Raw genomic sequence first — 18,085 nt, 5'->3', positions numbered from 1 at the left:
GCGATGCCGGGGCCGCCGCCGGGGTCCTCAGATCTCGCCCTTGCGGGTCAGGTAGTTGAAGGCCACCCACCCCGGCAGCACCGGGAGCCAGAAGACCATCAGCCGGAACAGCAGCACCGCAGGGAACGCGGTGTCGGCGGTGAGCCCCGCGAACGTCAGCGCACCGATCAGCGCACCTTCGACGGCGCCCACACCGCCCGGGGTCGGCGCGGCCGAGCCCAGTGCGTTGCCCGCGAGGAAGGCGACCGCGATGCTGGCGTAGCTGATCTTGTCGCCGCCGCCGAACGCGCGGATGGAGGCGTCCAGGCACATCACGTTCGCCGCGGTCAGCAGCAGCATCCCGCCGATACCCGTGATCAGCTTCCGCGGCCGCTGGAGGATGTCCAGCATCCGCGGGACCACTCCCGCGAACAGCGACCGCACCCGCGTCGAGACGAATTTGCGCAGCGCCGGCACCGCGGTGACGATCAGGACCAGCACGGCCACGGTCAGCAGGCCGGCGATGACCGTACGGGACGGCGAGATCTGTGGGGTGCGCTCGGTGCCCGTCAGATAGCCGAAGGTCAGCAGCAGCAGGATGTGGCTGCCAAGACCGAACAGCTGGGAGGCGCCGACGCTCGCCACGGCAAGGCCCGGACGGACGCCCGCGCGCTGCAGGAAGCGGGTGTTGAGCGCCACACCGCCGATCGCCGCGGGCGCCACCAGCTTCACGAAGTTGCCCGCGATCTGCGCGACGACGGTGCGCACGAACGACACCTTCTCGGTGACGAACCCCAGCAGGCTCATCGTCGCTGCGATGTAGGTGAGCGCCGAGAAGAACATCGCGACCAGCACCCACACCCACTGGGCCTCGCTGATCACATCGCCGAGGTTGAAGTCGGTGAGCTGGGAGAGCAGCAGGTACACGGCGAACGCGCCGGCGATCCAGCTGATGAGGATGCGCGGGCTGAGGCGTTCCAGCCGGGCCGGTTCGATCACCGCCGTCGGGCGGATCAGCAGCACCTGCTGCCGGATCTGGGAGAGCAGGTCCTCCTCGCGGGCCTCCTCCGTGGCCTCGTCCAGGGCCCGCTTCTCGGCGTTCTTCTCCGCGATCTTCTCGGCCCGCAGGGTCTTGCGGTCCTTCGGCCCGGCGGCGGCCAGCGCCTCCCGAGCCTCCTTGGCGGCCTCCGACGCGGCGAGCACCGCCTCACGCTCCCGCTTCGAGCGCTCCCGGGCGAGCTGGCGCAGCGTCGCGCGGGTGGTGCGGCTGAGCGCGATGGGCTGGAGTAGCGGAAGGCTGTCGGCGACCGCGTCCGGGCCGAGCACCTCGACGGCCGCGGCGACCGCCCGCTCCGCGCCGACCCGCAGGCCACAGGTGGTCAGCAGCTGGGCGATGTCCATCCGCAGCACGAGGTCGCCCGCGGCGATCTCACCGCCGCGCAGCTCGGTCAGAACGATGTTGCCGGAACGATCCACCAAAAGGGCGTCACCGACCAGCCGCCGGTGGGCGATCCGCCGGGACTGCAGGGCCTCGACCTGCCGCCAGGCGCTGTGCATCAGCGCGTCGGTGATCTCCTCGTCGGCCAGCGCATCGAGATCGCGGCCGCCGATGTGCTCGTAGACCAGCATGACCGCGTCCGGGCCGAGCTCGGAGGTGGCGATCAGCTTCGGCGCGTTGGCGCCGGCCGCGATCGCCGCGTACGCAAGCAGCGCCTCCTGCTCCAGGGCCTGACGCAGCGACTGCAGGCTGCGGCGCTGGTTGATGCCGCGCAGTGAGAGGCGGCGCCAGACGCGGTAGAAGAATCCCTGGGCCTGTTGCTCGCGGTCGACGACGGTGACGTCGATCGGCGGGCCGTCCTCCAGGGTGACGATGTAGCGGCGGCCCCGGTCGGCGTGCTCGGGGTGATCGGGGCTGTCGGGGTTGGCGGCGTCCTCCGCGCGCATCGCGCTGACCGGGTGGAAGCCGACCCGGCGCAGCCCCGCGAGGAGGTTCTGGCCGGTGGGGCGGACGTTGGGGGAGCCGACGGCGTAGAGGGTGCCGTAGGCGACGGTCCAGCCGATCAGCACGGTCGTGACGATCGCGAACGGCGTGGTGTAGCGGCCGACCAGCACCGCGAAGGCGTCCAGCAGCAGCACGAACCACATGGCGACCCGCCAGCGCGGCCGCCGCGACATCCCCACCGCCGTCATATAGGCGATGACGGGCGCGAGGTAGCTGTGCACGGGCGGGGTGAGCGCGCCGTTCTCCAAGGGCTGGGTGAGCGCGTCCCGGATGGACGGCGGCGCGGCCTCGGCGACCCACAGGTCGGTGGCGAGCGACACGCCGTGCGCGAGGACGGCGGCGAGCACGCCGTCCGCGATCCGCAGGCCGTCCCGCTTGATCAGCCGCTCGACGGCGAACGCCACGGGCACGATCAGCACCGCGACGCTGGAGGTCAGACCGGCCAGGTTGATCAGCAGCTGGGGCGCCTGTCCCGCGCCCTTGCCGATGTCGTTCTCCAGGCCCTGGGTGGTGCCGTGCGCGAAGGTGGCCAGGCCCAGGACGAGCGCGATCCCGGCGATGCCGAGCAGCAGCCGCAGCAGGTCGGCGGGGCGGTGCACACGGGCGGGCAGCAGCGGCTCGTCGCCCGAGACGCGGTCGACGTGGAACTCGCCGCACTCGTCGGCCACCAGGTCGGCGCGGTGCGAGCCGGTCCGGGGCGTGCCGCGGCCGGCCTCGGCGTCCCGGTCGTCGGCCTCCCGGTCCTCGGCCTGAGGCTCCTCGCGCTCCTCCTTCCGCAGCTCGGGTGGCTCGGGCTCCGTGGGCCCTTCCGGTCTCCGGGAATCGTCGGGTCGTTCGGCCTTCTCGATCGTGCTCGCCTTTTCGGTAGCGGAAGCCGTGGCCGGCTCCCGTTGGTGCTTCCCCTTTTCCGCCGCCTGCCGCCGCTTCGACCGCCTGGTCCGGGCGGTCGGTTCCTGGGCGGCGCCGGCGGCGCCGACAGCCAGCTCGTCAGGGGCGCCCGCCTCCCGTGGAGGCACCGCACCCTGCTGCTCGGCCGTCTCTTCTTGATCTCGTATCACCAGTCACCGTCCGGAAGATGGTGGCACGGCCGGGCGGTGGAGCGGGGCATCAGGGTGCATTTCGGGGACGCGGAAAGCGGAACGCAGGCCCCCGCACCCCGTCGGCGCCCCGCGCGGCCACCGGCCGCGGGACACGCCGGACCGCCCACCGGGGCCCGGACCGGGGGCTGTTGTCGGTGGGGTGCGGCAGAATGGGCCGAATGAGTGGGACCGGAGATACGGCGGCCGCGCGGGGCGGGGACGACGAGGGCACAGCCGGTGCCGACGCGCCCTCGGGGCGCGGCGCGGGGATCGTGGAGCTGCCGGAGTACGCCGAGCGGGTGCTCGGTGTCGCCGAGCTGATCCCGGCGGGCCGGGTGATGACCTACGGCGATGTCGCGGAGTGGCTGGCCGGGGAGGAACCGCCGGCCGCGGCCGGCGAGGGTGGGGGGCGCCGTGTCGGCGGGCCCCGGCAGGTGGGGCGGGTGATGTCTCTCTACGGAGGCGCCGTGCCGTGGTGGAGGGTGGTCCGCTCGGACGGTGCGCTGCTGCCGGGCAGCGAGCTGCGGGCGCTCGCGCACTACCGGGAAGAGGGCACGCCCCTGCGCGGCGCGTCGCGGACGGCCGAGGGACACATACCGCGGCTCGACATGCGGCGTGCCCGTTGGGACGGCCGGGACGTGGAGAGGGGGTCGGACGGCCGGGGCGACGGGGACGGCTAGGACGGGCACGTGGCCGGGAACACCCGAAACGCCCGGAACGCCCAGGAACTCGGGAACGGCCGGGGCGGCCATGATTCTCGGCACACCCGCGAGCGGCCCTGACCGCAGCGCACCGGCGCCCGCCATCGACAGCGCACCCACCGGCGTCCTCCTTCGACCCACCGACCCCGTGGGTCCGGCCACCGGACCCGTCCGCCCGGCCGTGGCGTCCGCTGCGATCCCGGCGCGGCCTCGCGTACCGTCGGGCACTGCCGTCACCGCTGCCCCGCCCTCCGGCGCGCAGCGCACCTCGGCCCGCACCGCCGCTCCTCCCCGGGGCGCGCGGCCGGGCGTCACCCACCGCACCACGACCAGCACCCCCTTCCAGGACCGGCGATCCACGTGAGCTCCTCCTTCTCGGCCATCCCTCCGACGCAGCCGCACCGGGCGGCGCGGCGGGATGCCTCCGGCGCGTACCGACTGGTGCGTACCCCGCCGGGGCCGGTGGATCCTCCTGTCTTGGACGCAGCCCAGCGCGCCGTGGTTGACCACCGGCACGGACCGCTGCTCGTCCTCGCCGGCCCCGGCACGGGAAAGACGACGACGCTGGTGGAGTCCGTGGCGCAGCGGGTGCGCGCGGGCGGCGACCCCGAACGCATCCTCGTCCTCACCTTCAGCCGCAAGGCCGCGGTCGCCCTCCGCGACAAGCTCGCCGCCCGCCTGGGCCCGCACGCCCTGCCCCGCGGCCTCCCCGCGCAGGGCGGCCCCGCCCGCCGCGGCGGCGTCCCGCAGGCGACGACCTTCCACTCCTTCTGCTACGCCCTGGTCCGCGCCCACCAGGACGCCGACCTCTTCGCCGACCCCCTGCGGCTGCTGTCCGGCCCCGAGCAGGACCTCGTCGTCCGAGAACTCCTCGAAGGCCAGGCGGAGCTGGCAGCAGCCGGCCGCGCCCAGGTGCACTGGCCCGACGAGCTGCGCGCCTGCCTGACCACCCGCGGCTTCGCCGACGAGGTCCGCGCGGTGCTCGCCCGCAGCCGCGAACTGGGCCTCGGCCCCGACGCCCTCGGCGCCTTCGCACGGCGCACCGGCCGGCCCGACTGGAGCGCCGCGGCCGGCTTCCTCGCCGAATACCTCGACGTCCTGGACGCCCAGGGCGTACTGGACTACGCCGAGCTGGTGCACCGCGCGGTGCTGCTCGCCGAGCGCACCGACGTCGCGGCCCGGCTCGGCGCCGCCTACGACGCCGTCTACGTCGACGAATACCAGGACACCGACGTCGCCCAGGTCCGGCTGCTGCGGGCCCTGGCCGGCCACCCCGCGGCGCGCACGCCCGGCCGCCCGGGCCGCACCCTCGTCGCCTTCGGAGACCCCGACCAGTCGATCTACGCCTTCCGCGGCGCCGACATCAACGGCATCCTCGAATTCCCCCAGACCTTCCCGCGGGGCGACGGCTCCCCGGCGCCCGTCGCGGTCCTGCGCACCTCACGGCGCGCCGGCGCCACCCTGCTGGCCGCCACCCGGCAACTGACCCGCAGGATGCCCCTCACCCGGCTCCCGGCGCAGAAGGTGCGCGCCCACCGCGAGCCGACGCCCGTACGGGAAGGCGGTCGCGTCGAGGCGTACACCTATCCGACGCCGGGCGCCGAACTCGACAACATCGCCGACATCCTGCGCCGCGCCCACCTGGAGGACGGCGTGCCCTGGCGCGAGATGGCCGTCCTCGTACGCGCCGGCGGGCGCTCCATCCCCTCCGTACGCCGCGCCCTCACCTCCGCAGGCGTGCCCCTCGACATCGACGGCGACGACCTGCCGCTGCGCCACGAACCCGCCGTCGCCCCGCTCCTGGGCGCGTTGCGGGCCGCCGCCAGGGCGGCGCTGGACACCGGCCCGGGTGCCACCGCGATCATCGAGTCCACCACCGGTGGCGACGCCGGAACCGCGCCCGAGACCGCCGGCGATGCCGATGCCGACCCCGGTGCCGCCACCGAAGCCGACCCCGGTGCCGACGCCGCCGGTGAGGCGCCCGCCGCCCGGCTCGACGCCGAAACCGCCCTGGAGCTGCTCACCTCGCCCCTGGGCGGCATGGACTCCGCCGACCTGCGGCGCCTGGGCCGCGCCCTGCGCGAGGAGGAACGCGCGGCCGGCCGGGCCCTGCCCCGCCCCTCCGACGAACTGATCGCCCGAGCACTCGCCGAACCCGAGCGCCTGGTGGCCCACGACCCGGCGTACGCCCGGGGCGCCCAACGGCTCGGCCTCCTCCTGCGCAAGGCCCGCGAACTCCTCGCCGGCGGCGGCACCGCGGAAGCGGCCCTGTGGGAACTGTGGGACGGCACCCCCTGGCCGCAGCGCCTGGAGCGGGCCGCCCGCCGCGGCGGCGCGGCCGGCCGCAACGCCGACCGGGACCTGGACGCGGTCGTCGCGCTCTTCGAGACCGCCGCCCGCGCCGAGGAACGCACCGGTGGCCGCGGCGCCCTCAACTTCCTGGAGGAACTCGACGCCCAGGACATCGCCGCCGACACCCTCACCCGCCGCACCGTCCGCCCCGACGCCGTGCGCCTGATGACCGCCCACCGCTCCAAGGGCCTGGAGTGGCGCCTCGTGGTCGTCGCCGGCGTCCAGGAAGGGCTCTGGCCCGACCTGCGCCGCCGCGGCTCGCTCCTGGAAGCGGACCGGATCGGCCGCGACGGCCTCGCCGAACCCCTCACACCGGGCGCCCTGCTCGCCGAGGAGCGGCGACTGTTCTACGTCGCCGCCACCCGCGCCGCCGAGCGCCTCGTGGTCACCGCCGTGAAAGCCGCGGCCGACGACGGCGACCAGCCGTCCCGCTTCCTGACCGAACTGGGCGTCGAACCCCAGGACGTCACCGGCCGCCCCCGCCGCCCCCTCTCCGTCGCCGCCCTCGTCGCCGAACTGCGCGCCACCACCGTCGACCCCGAGGCGAGCCCCGCGCTGCGCGAGGCCGCCGCCCAGCGGCTCGCCGAACTGGCCGACCTGCGCGACGACGACGGCAACGCGCTGGTCCCGGCCGCCCACCCCGACAGCTGGTGGGGCCTGCACGAGGCGACCCACAGCGCCGTCCCGCTGCGCGACCGCGACCGGCCCGTCGTGCTCTCCGGCAGCGCCCTCGACCAACTCGCCAACACCTGCTCCCTCCAGTGGTTCCTGGGCCGGGAGGTCAAGGCCGACACCCCCGCGACGGCCGCCCAGGGCTTCGGCAACGTCGTCCACGTCCTCGCCGACGAAGTCGCCTCCGGCCGTACGCCCGCCGACCTGACCGTCCTGATGGAGCGCCTGGACTCCGTATGGGACGCGCTGGCCTTCGACGCGCCCTGGAAGTCCCGCCAGGAGAAGGACAACGCGCGCGCCGCCCTGGAACGCTTCCTGCGCTGGCACGTCAACGAACGCGAGGACCGCGGCCGCGAGAGCGTCGCCACCGAGCACGGCTTCGACGTCACCCTCGAAGCCGGCGACCACCAGGTCCGCATCCGCGGCAGCATGGACCACGTAGAACGCGACACCCAGGGGCGCGCCTACGTCGTCGACTTCAAGACCGGCAAACAGAAACCGACCGGCCCCGAGGTCGCCCGCCACCCCCAGCTCGCCGTCTACCAGCTCGCCGTCCGCGAAGGCGCCGTCGACGACGCCTTCGATGGCCGCACCCCCGACCCCGGCGGCGCGGAACTGGTCCACCTGCGCCTGGGCGCGCCGCAGAAGGACGGCGGCGAGGCGCGGCCCACCGTCCAGGCACAGCCACCGCTGGAAGGGGACTGGGTCGGCGACCTGCTCGCCACGGCAGCGGGCCGCGTCCTGGAGGAACGGTTCACGCCCACCACCGGCACCCACTGCACCCACTGCACCTTCCGCGCCTCGTGCAGCGCCCAGCCGGAGGGACGCCACGTGGTGGAGTGACGACGGCCACCAGGCATCCGTGGGGCGACGTCACACGGGCCGCCCGCCGCAGGCTCACGACCGGCGAAAAGACCGGCGAGGCAACCCGCGACGCGACCGGCCGCCGCCCGCCGCTGGCGACCGGCCCGCCGGCACTGTCAGTGGAGCCCGTTACGGTTTGCGATGTGCAGGCCCCCATCACCGACCCCGAGCAGCTCAAAGAGCTCCTAGGCATCCCGTTCACCCCGGAGCAGACGGCGTGCATCACCGCCCCGCCCGCCCCGCAGGTCATCGTGGCCGGAGCCGGATCGGGCAAGACGACGGTGATGGCCGCTCGCGTGGTCTGGCTGGTGGGCACCGGCCAGGTCGCCCCCGAACAGGTCCTCGGGCTCACCTTCACCAACAAGGCCGCAGGCGAACTCGCCGAACGCGTCCGGGCGGCCCTCCTCGCCGCGGGCGTCACCGACCCCGACCCCCTCCCCGAAGGCCCCGGAGCCGACCAGCCCCCCGGAGAGCCACGGATCTCCACCTACCACTCCTTCGCCGGCCAGCTCCTCAAGGACCACGGCCTGCGCATCGGACTCGAACCGAGCGCCCGCCTCCTCGCCGACGCCACCCGCTTCCAGCTCGCCGCCCGCGTCCTGCGCGCCGCCCCCGGCCCCTACCCCACACTCACCAAGTCCCTGCCCTCCCTCGTCGAGGACCTCCTCGCCCTGGACGGCGAACTCGCCGAACACCTCGTGGACCCCGACCGGCTCCGCACCCACGACACCGACCTCCTCAGCGCCCTCGACGGCGTCCGCCTCTCCAACGCCGACCTGCGCAAGGTCCCCGAAACCGCCCGCGGCCGCCGGGAACTCCTCGACCTCGTCGCCGCCTACCGCAGCGAGAAACGCCGCCGCGACCTGCTGGACTTCGGCGACCAGATCGCCCTGTCCGCGACGCTCGCCACCACCCGCCCCGACGTCGGCCGGATCCTGCGCGACGAATTCCGCGTCGTCCTCCTCGACGAATACCAGGACACCTCCGTCGCACAGCGCCTGCTGCTCTCCGGCCTCTTCGGCGCCGGCACCGGCCACGCCGTCACCGCCGTCGGCGACCCCTGCCAGGCCATCTACGGCTGGCGCGGCGCCTCCGTCGCCAACCTCGACGACTTCCCCGCACACTTCCCCTTCGCCGACGGCACCCCCGCCCACCGCTTCGCACTGAGCGAGAACCGCCGCAGCGGCGGCCGCCTCCTCGACCTCGCCAACGCCCTCGCCGCCCCCCTGCGCGGCATGCACGCCGGCGTCGAAGCCCTCCGCCCCGCCCCCGGCGCCGAACGCGACGGCATCGTCCGCTGCGCCCTGCTGCCCACCCACGCCGAGGAACTGGCCTGGATCGCCGACTCCCTCGCCCACCTCGTCCGCACCGGCACCCCGCCCGGTGAGATCGCGGTCCTCTGCCGCACCGCCGGCGACTTCGCCCGCATCCAGGGCGAACTGGTCGCCCGGGACGTCCCCGTCGAGGTCGTCGGCCTCTCCGGCCTGCTGCACCTCCCGGAGATCGCCGACCTCGTCGCCGTCTGCGAAGTGCTCCAGGACCCGACGGCCAACGCCTCCCTGGTCCGCCTGCTGATCGGCCCCCGCTGGCGCATCGGCCCCCGCGACCTCGCCCTCCTCGGCCGCCGCGCCCGCACCCTCGCCCACCACGGCGGCCCCTCCGACGACCCCGACCAGCGCCTCGCCGAGGCCGTCGAAGGCGTCGACCCGGCCGAAACGATCTCCCTCGCCGACGCCCTCGACACCTTCCTGGAAACCGAAGGACCCGACGACGGCCTGCCCTTCTCCGCCGACGCCCGGGTCCGCTTCGCCCACCTCGCCGCAGAACTCCGCGACCTGCGACGCTCGCTCAGCGACCCCCTGATGGACGTCCTGCACCGCGTGCTGGCCGTCACCGGGCTGGAAGTCGAACTGTCCGCTTCGCCGCACGCCCTCGCCGCCCGCCGCCGCGAAACCCTCGGCACCTTCCTCGACACCGCCGCGGGCTTCGCCGCCCGACAAGGCGGCTCAGCCCTCGACGGCGAAGCGACCCTCCTCGCCTTCCTCGGCTTCCTGCGCACCGCCGTCCAGCACGAAAAGGGCCTGGACAGCTCCCTCCCCGGCGGCGGCAACACCGTCAAGGTGCTCACCGCCCACAAGTCCAAGGGCCTCGAATGGGACGTCGTCGCCGTACCCGGCCTGGTCCGCAAGCAGTTCCCCGGCGAACAGGCCCGCGAGTCCTGGATCACCCAGCCCAAGGTCCTCCCGCACGCCCTGCGCGGTGACCACGCCACCCTCCCCGACGTCGAGGACTGGACCGCCCGCGGCCTGAAGAACTTCAAGGAGGAGATGAAGCACCACCAGGAAACCGAAGAACTCCGCCTCGGCTACGTCACCTTCACCCGCCCCCGCTCCCTGCTCCTCGGCTCCGGCCACTGGTGGGGCCCCAACCAGAAGCGGCCACGCGGCCCCTCCGCCTTCCTCGAAGCGCTGCGCGCCCACTGCGAGGCGGGCCACGGCGAGATCGAGGCATGGGCGGACGCCCCCGAGGAGGACGCGGAGAACCCCGCCCTCTCCGAAGCCGCCACCGAACAGGACTGGCCGCTGCCCCTGGACCCCACCGCCACCGCCCGCCGCCGCGCCGCGGCCGCCACGGTCCGCGCCCATCTGGCACGGCGCGAGCGGGCCGCCCCGGCCGGGCAGCAGCGCAGGGCGGCCTCCGCGGAGGCACCGCACGGGCGGGACGGCGCGGAGTGGCCGGAAGAGCCGGCGTGGCAGGACGAGGCGGCGTGGCAGGCCGAACCGGAGCCGCTGGACGGGCCGGACGAGCCGGGACGGCAGGCCGGGCCGGAGCGGCCGGAGGGGTCGGGCGAGCCGGACCTGCGGGACGCGCCGGTTGGTCCGGACGCCGGGCTGCCCGCCGCCCCCGAAGTGCTCCTCGCGCACGACCCGGAATGGCCCCCGCCGCCGGACGACCCCCTGGAGGGCTCCCACACCGGTCCTGCGGGTGATGACGCCCCTGACGCCGACCCCTTCGACGACCGGTTCGAGGGCCCGCTCCTCGGTGATCCCTTCGACGAAGCGACCGAGGGGGCCCTTGGCGACCCCTTCGACGACCAGCCCGACGCCCACCTCGACGACCCCGGCCCCTTCGACGACCGCTTCCGCGAGCCCCTCGGCACCCCCGAAGCGGGCCACGGCACCGGCACCACCACCGACCCCGGCACCGCCCCGCGGCGGCCGCGCATCGTCGCCCAGCGCACCGCGCCACCCGACCCCCGGGCGCAGTCGGCCGACCCCGACCCCGAAACCCCCGCCGCCTCCGAATCCCCCGCAGACCCCACCCTCCCCGGCCCCCTCGACGCCACCCCCCGCTCCCTCCTCCCCGAGGAACGCCGCACCGTCGGCTCCTGGGACCGCGACCTCGGCGCCCTCGCCGCCGAACTCCGCCGCGCCCGCGCCACCGTCCGCGACGTCCCCCTGCCCTTCGCCCTCAGCGCCTCCCAGCTGCTCCGCCTCGCCGCCGACCCGGACGGCTTCGCCCGCGAACTCGCCCGCCCCATGCCCCGCCCGCCCCAGCCCGCGGCCCGACGCGGCACCCGCTTCCACGCCTGGGTCGAATCCCGCTTCGAAGAGCTGACACTGCCGCTCCTCGGCCCCGACGAGCTGCCCGGCGCCGACCCGGACGAACCCACCGAAATCGCCGACGAAGCCGAGCTGGAAGCCCTCAAGGAAGCCTTCGCCCGCACCCCGTACGCCCACCGCACCCCCTACCGCGTCGAAGCCCCCTTCCAGCTCACGCTCGCCGGCCGCCTGATCCGCGGCCGCATCGACGCCGTCTACAAGAACCCCGGCCCCGACGGCGACCGCTTCGAGATCATCGACTGGAAGACCGGCCGCACCGGCACCGCCGACCCACTCCAGCTCGCCATCTACCGCCTCGCCTGGGCCGAGCGCCACGGCCTGCGCCCCTCCGCCGTCGACGCCGCCTTCCTCCACGTCCGCAGCGGCGACATCGTCAGACCCGCAAGGCTGCCCGGCAGAGCCGGACTGGAGCGCATCCTGCTCGGTGAGACCGACGACGGACCGCCCCCGGAAGGCCGATAGGCTCGGGCATATGAGCACCACCCCGGACAGCGCCGTCCGTGCGTACCTCACCAGCCGGCGCGACACCTTCCTCAGCGACCTCGCCGACTGGCTGCGCATCCCCTCCGTCTCCGCCGACCCGGAGCGCGCCGACGACGTGCGCCGCAGCGCCCACTGGCTGGCCGCGAAGCTCGCCGAAACGGGCTTCCCGACCACCGAGGTCTGGGAAACCGACGGCCTGCCCGCCGTCTACGCGGAGTGGCCCTCCGGCGACCCGGCAGCCCCCACCGTGCTCGTCTACGGCCACCACGACGTACAGCCAGCCGCCCTCGAGGACGGCTGGCACACCGACCCCTTCGAGCCGCAGATCATCGACGGCAGGCTCTACGCCCGCGGCGCAGCCGACGACAAGGGCCAGGTCTTCTTCCACACCCTGGGCGTCCGCGCCCACCTCGCCGCGACCGGCCGCACCGCCCCCGCCGTCAACCTCAAGCTGCTCATCGAGGGTGAGGAGGAGTCCGGCTCACCGAACTTCCCCGCCCTCATCCAGAAGCACGCCGACCGCCTCGCCTGCGACACGGTGATCGTCTCCGACACCGGCATGTGGGCCGAGGACACCCCCACGGTCTGCACCGGCATGCGCGGCCTGACGGACTGCCAGGTCGACCTGTACGGCCCCGACCAGGACATCCACTCCGGCTCCTTCGGCGGCGCCGTACCCAACCCCGCCACCGAAGCCGCCCGCCTCGTCGCCGCCCTCCACGACGACGACCGCCGCGTCACCATCCCCGGCTTCTACGACGGCGTGATCGAACTGACCGACCGCGAACGCGCCCTCTTCGCCGAGCTGCCGTTCGACGAAGCCGCCTGGCTGCGCACCGCGCACTCCCACGCCACCCTCGGAGAGGCCGGCAGCACCACCCTGGAGCGCCTCTGGGCCCGCCCCACCGCCGAGGTCAACGGCATCAGCAGCGGCTATCAAGGCCCCGGCGGCAAGACCATCGTGCCGTCCACCGCCCAGCTCAAGCTGTCCTTCCGACTGGTCGCAGGACAGGACGCGGAAGCCGTCCAGCAGTCCGTGAGGGACTGGGTCGCCGCCCGGCTCCCCGCCGGCATCCGCCACGACATCACCTTCTGGGGCGCGACCCGACCCTGCCTCACCCCGCTCGACCACCCCGCGCTCCAGTCCGTCGTCCGCGCCATGGGACGGGCCTTCGACCAGAAGATCCGCTACACCCGCGAGGGCGGATCCGGACCTGCCGCCGACCTCCAGGACATCCTCGGCGTGCCGGTGCTGTTCCTCGGCATCTCCGTCCCCTCCGACGGCTGGCACGCCCCGAACGAAAAGGTCGAACTCGACCTGCTGATGAAGGGCGTCGAGACGGCCGCCCACCTCTGGGGCGACCTGGCGGACAACTGGAGCACCGCTTGACCCGTGCTCTCCCCGTAGCCTGAACAGCACGGGAGGTGCCCCCATAGCCGTACCGATCGGCGCCCGCACGCAGCAACCACCCACGCCACAGGGGGAGTTGGAAACAGCAGTGACCACCTGGACCGACCACAGCGCCGACCGGCCGCTCACCTTCAGCGCGCCGAGCGGAATCGACCGTTCCGCGCACCACCGCCTCGACGAAGCCTGGCTCGCGGCGGCCTGGAGCCACCCCACGACGCGCGTCTTCGTGGTGTCCGGCGGGCAGGCGCTGATCGACGACACCCCCGACGGCCGCACCGAACTGATCATGACGCCGTCCTTCGAGGCGCCGATGACCGAGGCGCACCGCTACTACCTCGGCACCGACGACGACGGAGTCAGCTACTTCGCCCTGCAGAAGGACTCACTCCCCGGCCGCATGGACCAGTCCGCGCGCCCGGCGGGCCTGCGCGAGGCGGGACTGCTGCTGTCGCCGCGGGACGCAGGACTGCTCGTGCACGCCGTAGCCCTGGAGAACTGGCAGCGGCTGCACCGCTTCTGCTCCCGCTGCGGCGAGCGCACCGTCATCGCGGCCGCCGGCCACATCCGCCGCTGCCCGGCCTGCGGCGCCGAGCACTACCCGCGCACCGACCCGGCCGTGATCATGCTCGTCACCGACGAGGAGGACCGCGCCCTCCTCGGACGCCAGGTCCACTGGCCCGAGGGACGCTTCTCCACCCTCGCCGGCTTCGTCGAGCCGGGGGAGTCCATCGAGCAGTCGGTTGCCCGGGAGGTCTTCGAGGAAGCCGGCGTGGTCGTCGGCGAGGTCGACTACGTCGCAAGCCAGCCCTGGCCCTTCCCGTCCAGCCTGATGCTCGGCTTCATGGCTCGCGCCACGTCCTCCGAGATCCAGGTGGACGGCGAGGAGATCGAAGAGGCCCGGTGGTTCTCCCGCGAGGACCTGCGCGCCGCCTTCGAATCAGGCGAGGTCCTGCCGCCCTACGGCATCTCCATCGCCGCCCGCCTCATCGAACTCTGGTACGGCAAGCCGCTCCCCAAGCCCTGAGGCTCTCCGCCCGGGACCGGGAATGGCCCGGCTCCCGGGGGGCACGAGGCCCGCACAAGCGACAGGGCCGCCGATCGATCCGTTGAACTGATCAACGAACCGATCGACGGCCCTGCGTGCGGCTCCTGTGAAGCCGCTCACTGCGCGTGGGCTCAGGCGCCGACCTTCTGCTTGACCTGCGCAAGCGACGGGTTCGTCAGCGTCGAGCCATCGGGGAAGAGCACGGTCGGCACCGTCTGGTTGCCGCCGTTCGCCTTCTCCACGAAGGCCGCGGACTCCGGGTCGGTCTCGATGTTGATCTCGGTGTACGCGATGCCCTCGCGGTCCATCTGGCCCTTCAGCCGACGGCAGTAACCGCACCAGGTCGTGCTGTACATCGTCACAGTGCCCGCCATGCGTCCCGCGCTCCTTCGATAAGTCTGGGTTCGATGCCGCCGGGAGCCGAAGCCGGCATGGCGACAAGGGAAAGAACGCACACCGTACCCAGACCATTCCCGACCCCCTTCCGACCGACCACAGACCGGCTCCCACCAGGACCGCACTCCGCCGCGTGCCTGGCGACGACGAGGCGGGGGGCCGCACCGGTGTGGGGGTCCCTCCGACTGCCCCCCACCTGGGCGCACCTTCTCGCCGGACCTGGCTGTACCTCCCCAGCGGCCGCCTTCCCGACCAGTCGTTCTTCCCGACCGCCCGACCGCCCGACCGCCCGACCGCCCGACCTTTCCGGCCGGCCCGTCCGTCCTGACCGTCTGACGGGCCGGTCGGCCGTTCCCACCGGCCCGCCCTCCCCACCTGGGCGCACCTTCTCACCGGGCCTGGCGGCATCTCCCCAGCGGCCGCCTTCCCGACCAGCCGGTCCTTCCCGACCGCTCGGCCGTCCCGCCCGGCCCCTCCGTCCCGCCCGGCTGCCCTTCCCGACCGCTCGGCGGACCGGCCGGCCGGTCCTTCCTGGCCGCCCGGCCGACCTGCCCGACCGCCCGCCCTGCCCCCCGGCCGTCTTCTCCCCCCGAGCGTCCCTCTCCCCCCGGGGGGGCGCCCCCCGCCCCCCGTCCCACCCCACCCCTCCGCCCAGCCCCCCCGCGCCCTGAGTCGCCGGTCTCCTCGACGCTCCTCGAAGCTCCCCGAGATGGCGACCGCCAGGGCGCGACCGCCAGGGGCGCCGTCCGCATCGCCACCAGGGCCTGCCGACCGCAACCCCGGCCCCGCACCGCCCCGCGCCGCCCCGCACCGCGCCGCCCCGCACCGCCCCGCACCGCCCCGCCTCGCACCGCCCCGCACCGTGCCGCCCCGCACGGCACCCCACCCCGCCGACAACGCCCTGCCCGCCCCCCAGCACCCAAGCCCGGCCTAGGCCTCCGCACCCCTCCCCGACCCGGACACCGCCACCCGACATCGGCGGGCTGTCCGCCGAGACGTGGTGTCCGACGAGACACAGAAAACCAGTCCGGCGCGGTCTCGGGTCGTCGTTCGTCCACAGGGCTTCGGGCTCGTATGACCGCTTTCCTGCAGCTGTGGACAACGTTCCGGGCTGCTTCGTGGACCTGGCAGCATGGCGGGGTGACACCAGCAACGGACTCCTCTCTCTTCCCACAGGTCCCCGACTCTCCTGACGCGGTGCTCGACGGGCTCGACCCCGAGCAGCGTGAGGTGGCGACGGCCCTGCACGGTCCGGTGTGTGTGCTGGCCGGCGCCGGTACGGGCAAGACCCGCGCGATCACCCACCGCATCGCGTACGGCGTGCGGGCCGGGATTCTGCAGCCCGCCAGCGTGCTGGCCGTCACTTTCACCGCGCGGGCCGCGGGGGAGATGCGTGGACGTCTGCGCCAGCTCGGGGCGGGCGGCGTGCAGGCTCGGACGTTCCACTCGGCGGCGCTGCGTCAGCTCCAGTTCTTCTGGCCCAAGGCCGTCGGTGGTGACGTGCCGCGGCTGCTGGAACGCAAGATCCAGCTTGTCGCGGAGGCCGCCGCCCGCTGCCGCATCCGGCTGGACCGCAACGAGCTGCGCGATGTCACGGGCGAGATCGAGTGGTCCAAAGTCACCCAGACCGTCCCCGCCGACTACCCCGCCGCGGTCGTGAAGGCGGGCCGTGACGCCCCGCGGGACCCGGCCGAGATCGGGCAGATCTACGGCACCTACGAACAGCTCAAGCGGGACCGCGGGACCATCGATTTCGAGGATGTCCTGCTGCTCACCGTCGGCGTGCTGCAGGACCGGCACGACATCGCCGAGCAGGTCCGCTCGCAGTACCAGCACTTCGTCGTCGACGAGTACCAGGACGTCAGCCCGCTGCAGCAGCGGTTGCTCGACCTGTGGCTGGGCGAACGCGACAGCCTCTGCGTGGTCGGCGACGCCAGCCAGACGATCTACAGCTTCACCGGTGCCACCCCCGACCACCTGCTCAACTTCCGCACCCGTCATCCGAACGCGACGGTCGTGAAGCTCGTCCGCGACTACCGCTCCACGCCGCAGGTCGTCCACCTCGCCAACGGTCTGCTGTCGCAGGCCAAGGGCCGGGCCGCCGAGCACCGCCTGGAGCTGGTGTCGCAGCGCGAGGCCGGGCCCGAGCCCGCTTATGTGGAGTACGCCGACGAGCCCGCGGAGGCGGAGGGCACGGCCCGCCGCATCCGGGACCTCATCGCCTCCGGTGTGCCGGCCAGTGAGATCGCGGTCCTCTTCCGTATCAATGCCCAGTCGGAGGTCTACGAGCAGGCGCTCGCCGATGTCGGTGTGCCGTATCAGCTGCGCGGAGCCGAGCGGTTCTTCGAGCGGCCCGAGGTGCGTGAGGCCGGCATCAAGCTGCGGGGGGCCGCTCGCTTCGGCTCCAACGACGCGCTGCTCGACGACGCCGTCGACCTGCCGTCCGAGGTGCGTGCCGTGCTCAGCGACATGGGCTGGACCGGTGAGCCGCCGGCGGGTTCCGGGGCGGTGCGGGACCGATGGGAGTCCCTGGCGGCGCTGGTCAGGCTCGCCGAGGACTTCGCCAAGGCTCGTCCCTCGGCGACCCTCGCCGACCTCGTCGCCGAGCTGGACGAACGCGCCAACGTTCAGCACGCCCCGACCGTCGAGGGGGTGACGCTCGCCTCGCTGCACGCCGCGAAGGGCCTGGAGTGGGATGCCGTCTTCCTGGTCGGGCTCACCGAGGGCATGATGCCGATCACCTACGCCAAGACCGATGAGCAGATAGAGGAGGAGCGTCGGCTGCTCTACGTCGGCGTCACCCGCGCTCGCCTGCATCTGGGTCTGTCCTGGTCGCTGGCGCGCTCTCCCGGCGGCCGGGCCTCGCGGCGGCCGAGCCGGTTCCTCAGCGGCCTTCGGCCCGGCTCCGGCGCCTCGGCCGGGCGCCGCGTGCCGGGTGCGGCTGTGAGCGGCGTGGAGCGTGGCGCCGAGGCGGCGGGGACGAGACGGCGCAAGCCTCGTGGTCCCGCGCGCTGTCGTGTCTGCAACAAGACGCTGACGGACGCGGGCGAGATGAAGCTGATGCGCTGCGAGGACTGCCCGTCCGAACTCGACGAGGGGCTGTATGAGCGACTGCGTGACTGGCGGGCCGAGCAGGCCGGCCGGCTGAGCCAGCCCGCGTATTGCGTGTTCACCGACAAGACGCTGATGGCGATTGCCGAGGCCGTTCCGGGAACCGAAGCGGAGCTTGCGGGCATCTCAGGAGTGGGACGGCGCAAGCTGGACCGCTTCGGTACGGATGTGCTGGCGCTCTGCGCCGGCGAGGAGCTCGCGGGGGCCTCGGAGGACGACTCCGAGGACGGCGCGGAAAACTCGTCGGAAAAATAGTTTGCGCGCGCGGAGCGCATCCCCATAGCCTTCGGGAGCACGGAAACGACGGGCTTCCGAGTTCCGATGGATCCGTGCTGTACTTGAACATGTTTGGAACGGGATTCCCGCT

The 18,085-nt window shown here is 73.8% G+C and carries 8 protein-coding genes; 6 read left to right on the top strand and 2 right to left on the bottom strand.

Translation table 11 applies throughout. The annotated features are described in order from the left end of the window. Positions 1 to 27: 27 nt before the first annotated feature. Positions 28 to 3,039, bottom strand: a complete 3,012-nt coding sequence (locus ACGFZW_RS31485) for a lysylphosphatidylglycerol synthase domain-containing protein (protein ID WP_393896669.1) — start codon at positions 3,037 to 3,039, stop codon at positions 28 to 30. 200 nt (positions 3,040 to 3,239) lie between these two features. On the opposite strand from ACGFZW_RS31485, the gene ACGFZW_RS31480 reads away from it, so the two are divergent. The 5 genes from ACGFZW_RS31480 (at position 3,240) to nudC (ending at position 14,190) form a co-directional block, all read left to right on the top strand. Then, positions 3,240 to 3,740, top strand: coding sequence for an MGMT family protein (locus ACGFZW_RS31480; protein WP_393896668.1), 501 nt, complete (start codon positions 3,240 to 3,242; stop codon positions 3,738 to 3,740). A gap of 381 nt (positions 3,741 to 4,121) precedes the next feature. Next, entirely contained in the window at positions 4,122 to 7,628 is a 3,507-nt protein-coding gene (locus tag ACGFZW_RS31475; RefSeq protein ID WP_393896667.1) for an ATP-dependent helicase, read from the top strand. A gap of 164 nt (positions 7,629 to 7,792) precedes the next feature. Then, complete coding sequence (locus tag ACGFZW_RS31470; protein WP_393896666.1) at positions 7,793 to 11,734, top strand: UvrD-helicase domain-containing protein; 3,942 nt, start codon at positions 7,793 to 7,795, stop codon at positions 11,732 to 11,734. 10 nt (positions 11,735 to 11,744) lie between these two features. Beyond that, positions 11,745 to 13,145, top strand: a complete 1,401-nt coding sequence (locus tag ACGFZW_RS31465; protein WP_393896665.1) for a dipeptidase — start codon at positions 11,745 to 11,747, stop codon at positions 13,143 to 13,145. A 109-nt stretch (positions 13,146 to 13,254) separates the two neighbouring features. Then, complete coding sequence (gene nudC, locus ACGFZW_RS31460) at positions 13,255 to 14,190, top strand: NAD(+) diphosphatase (protein ID WP_393896664.1); 936 nt, start codon at positions 13,255 to 13,257, stop codon at positions 14,188 to 14,190. Between the two features lie 152 nt (positions 14,191 to 14,342). Here the strand turns inward: nudC and ACGFZW_RS31455 are convergent, their stop codons facing one another. Continuing rightward, positions 14,343 to 14,585: a mycoredoxin gene (locus tag ACGFZW_RS31455; protein ID WP_393896663.1), complete on the bottom strand. Its 243-nt coding sequence runs from the start codon at positions 14,583 to 14,585 to the stop codon at positions 14,343 to 14,345. A 1,162-nt stretch (positions 14,586 to 15,747) separates the two neighbouring features. On the opposite strand from ACGFZW_RS31455, the gene ACGFZW_RS31450 reads away from it, so the two are divergent. After that, entirely contained in the window at positions 15,748 to 17,973 is a 2,226-nt protein-coding gene (locus ACGFZW_RS31450; protein WP_393896662.1) for an ATP-dependent DNA helicase UvrD2, read from the top strand. Positions 17,974 to 18,085: the final 112 nt, after the last annotated feature.

It is taken from the genome of Streptomyces sp. NPDC048248 (genome assembly GCF_043201875.1).
In the GTDB taxonomy this organism is placed as follows: Bacteria; Actinomycetota; Actinomycetes; order Streptomycetales; family Streptomycetaceae; genus Streptomyces.
Note: the sequence above shows the minus strand (reverse complement) of the source record. Positions and strands in the feature narration are given on the sequence as shown.

Coding starts and splice junctions, on each gene's coding strand:
- ACGFZW_RS31480 (WP_393896668.1), top strand. CDS start 3,240: ATGAGTGGGACCGGAGATACGGCGGCCGCGCGGGGCGGGGACGACGAG.
- ACGFZW_RS31465 (WP_393896665.1), top strand. CDS start 11,745: ATGAGCACCACCCCGGACAGCGCCGTCCGTGCGTACCTCACCAGCCGG.
- ACGFZW_RS31455 (WP_393896663.1), bottom strand. CDS start 14,585: ATGGCGGGCACTGTGACGATGTACAGCACGACCTGGTGCGGTTACTGC.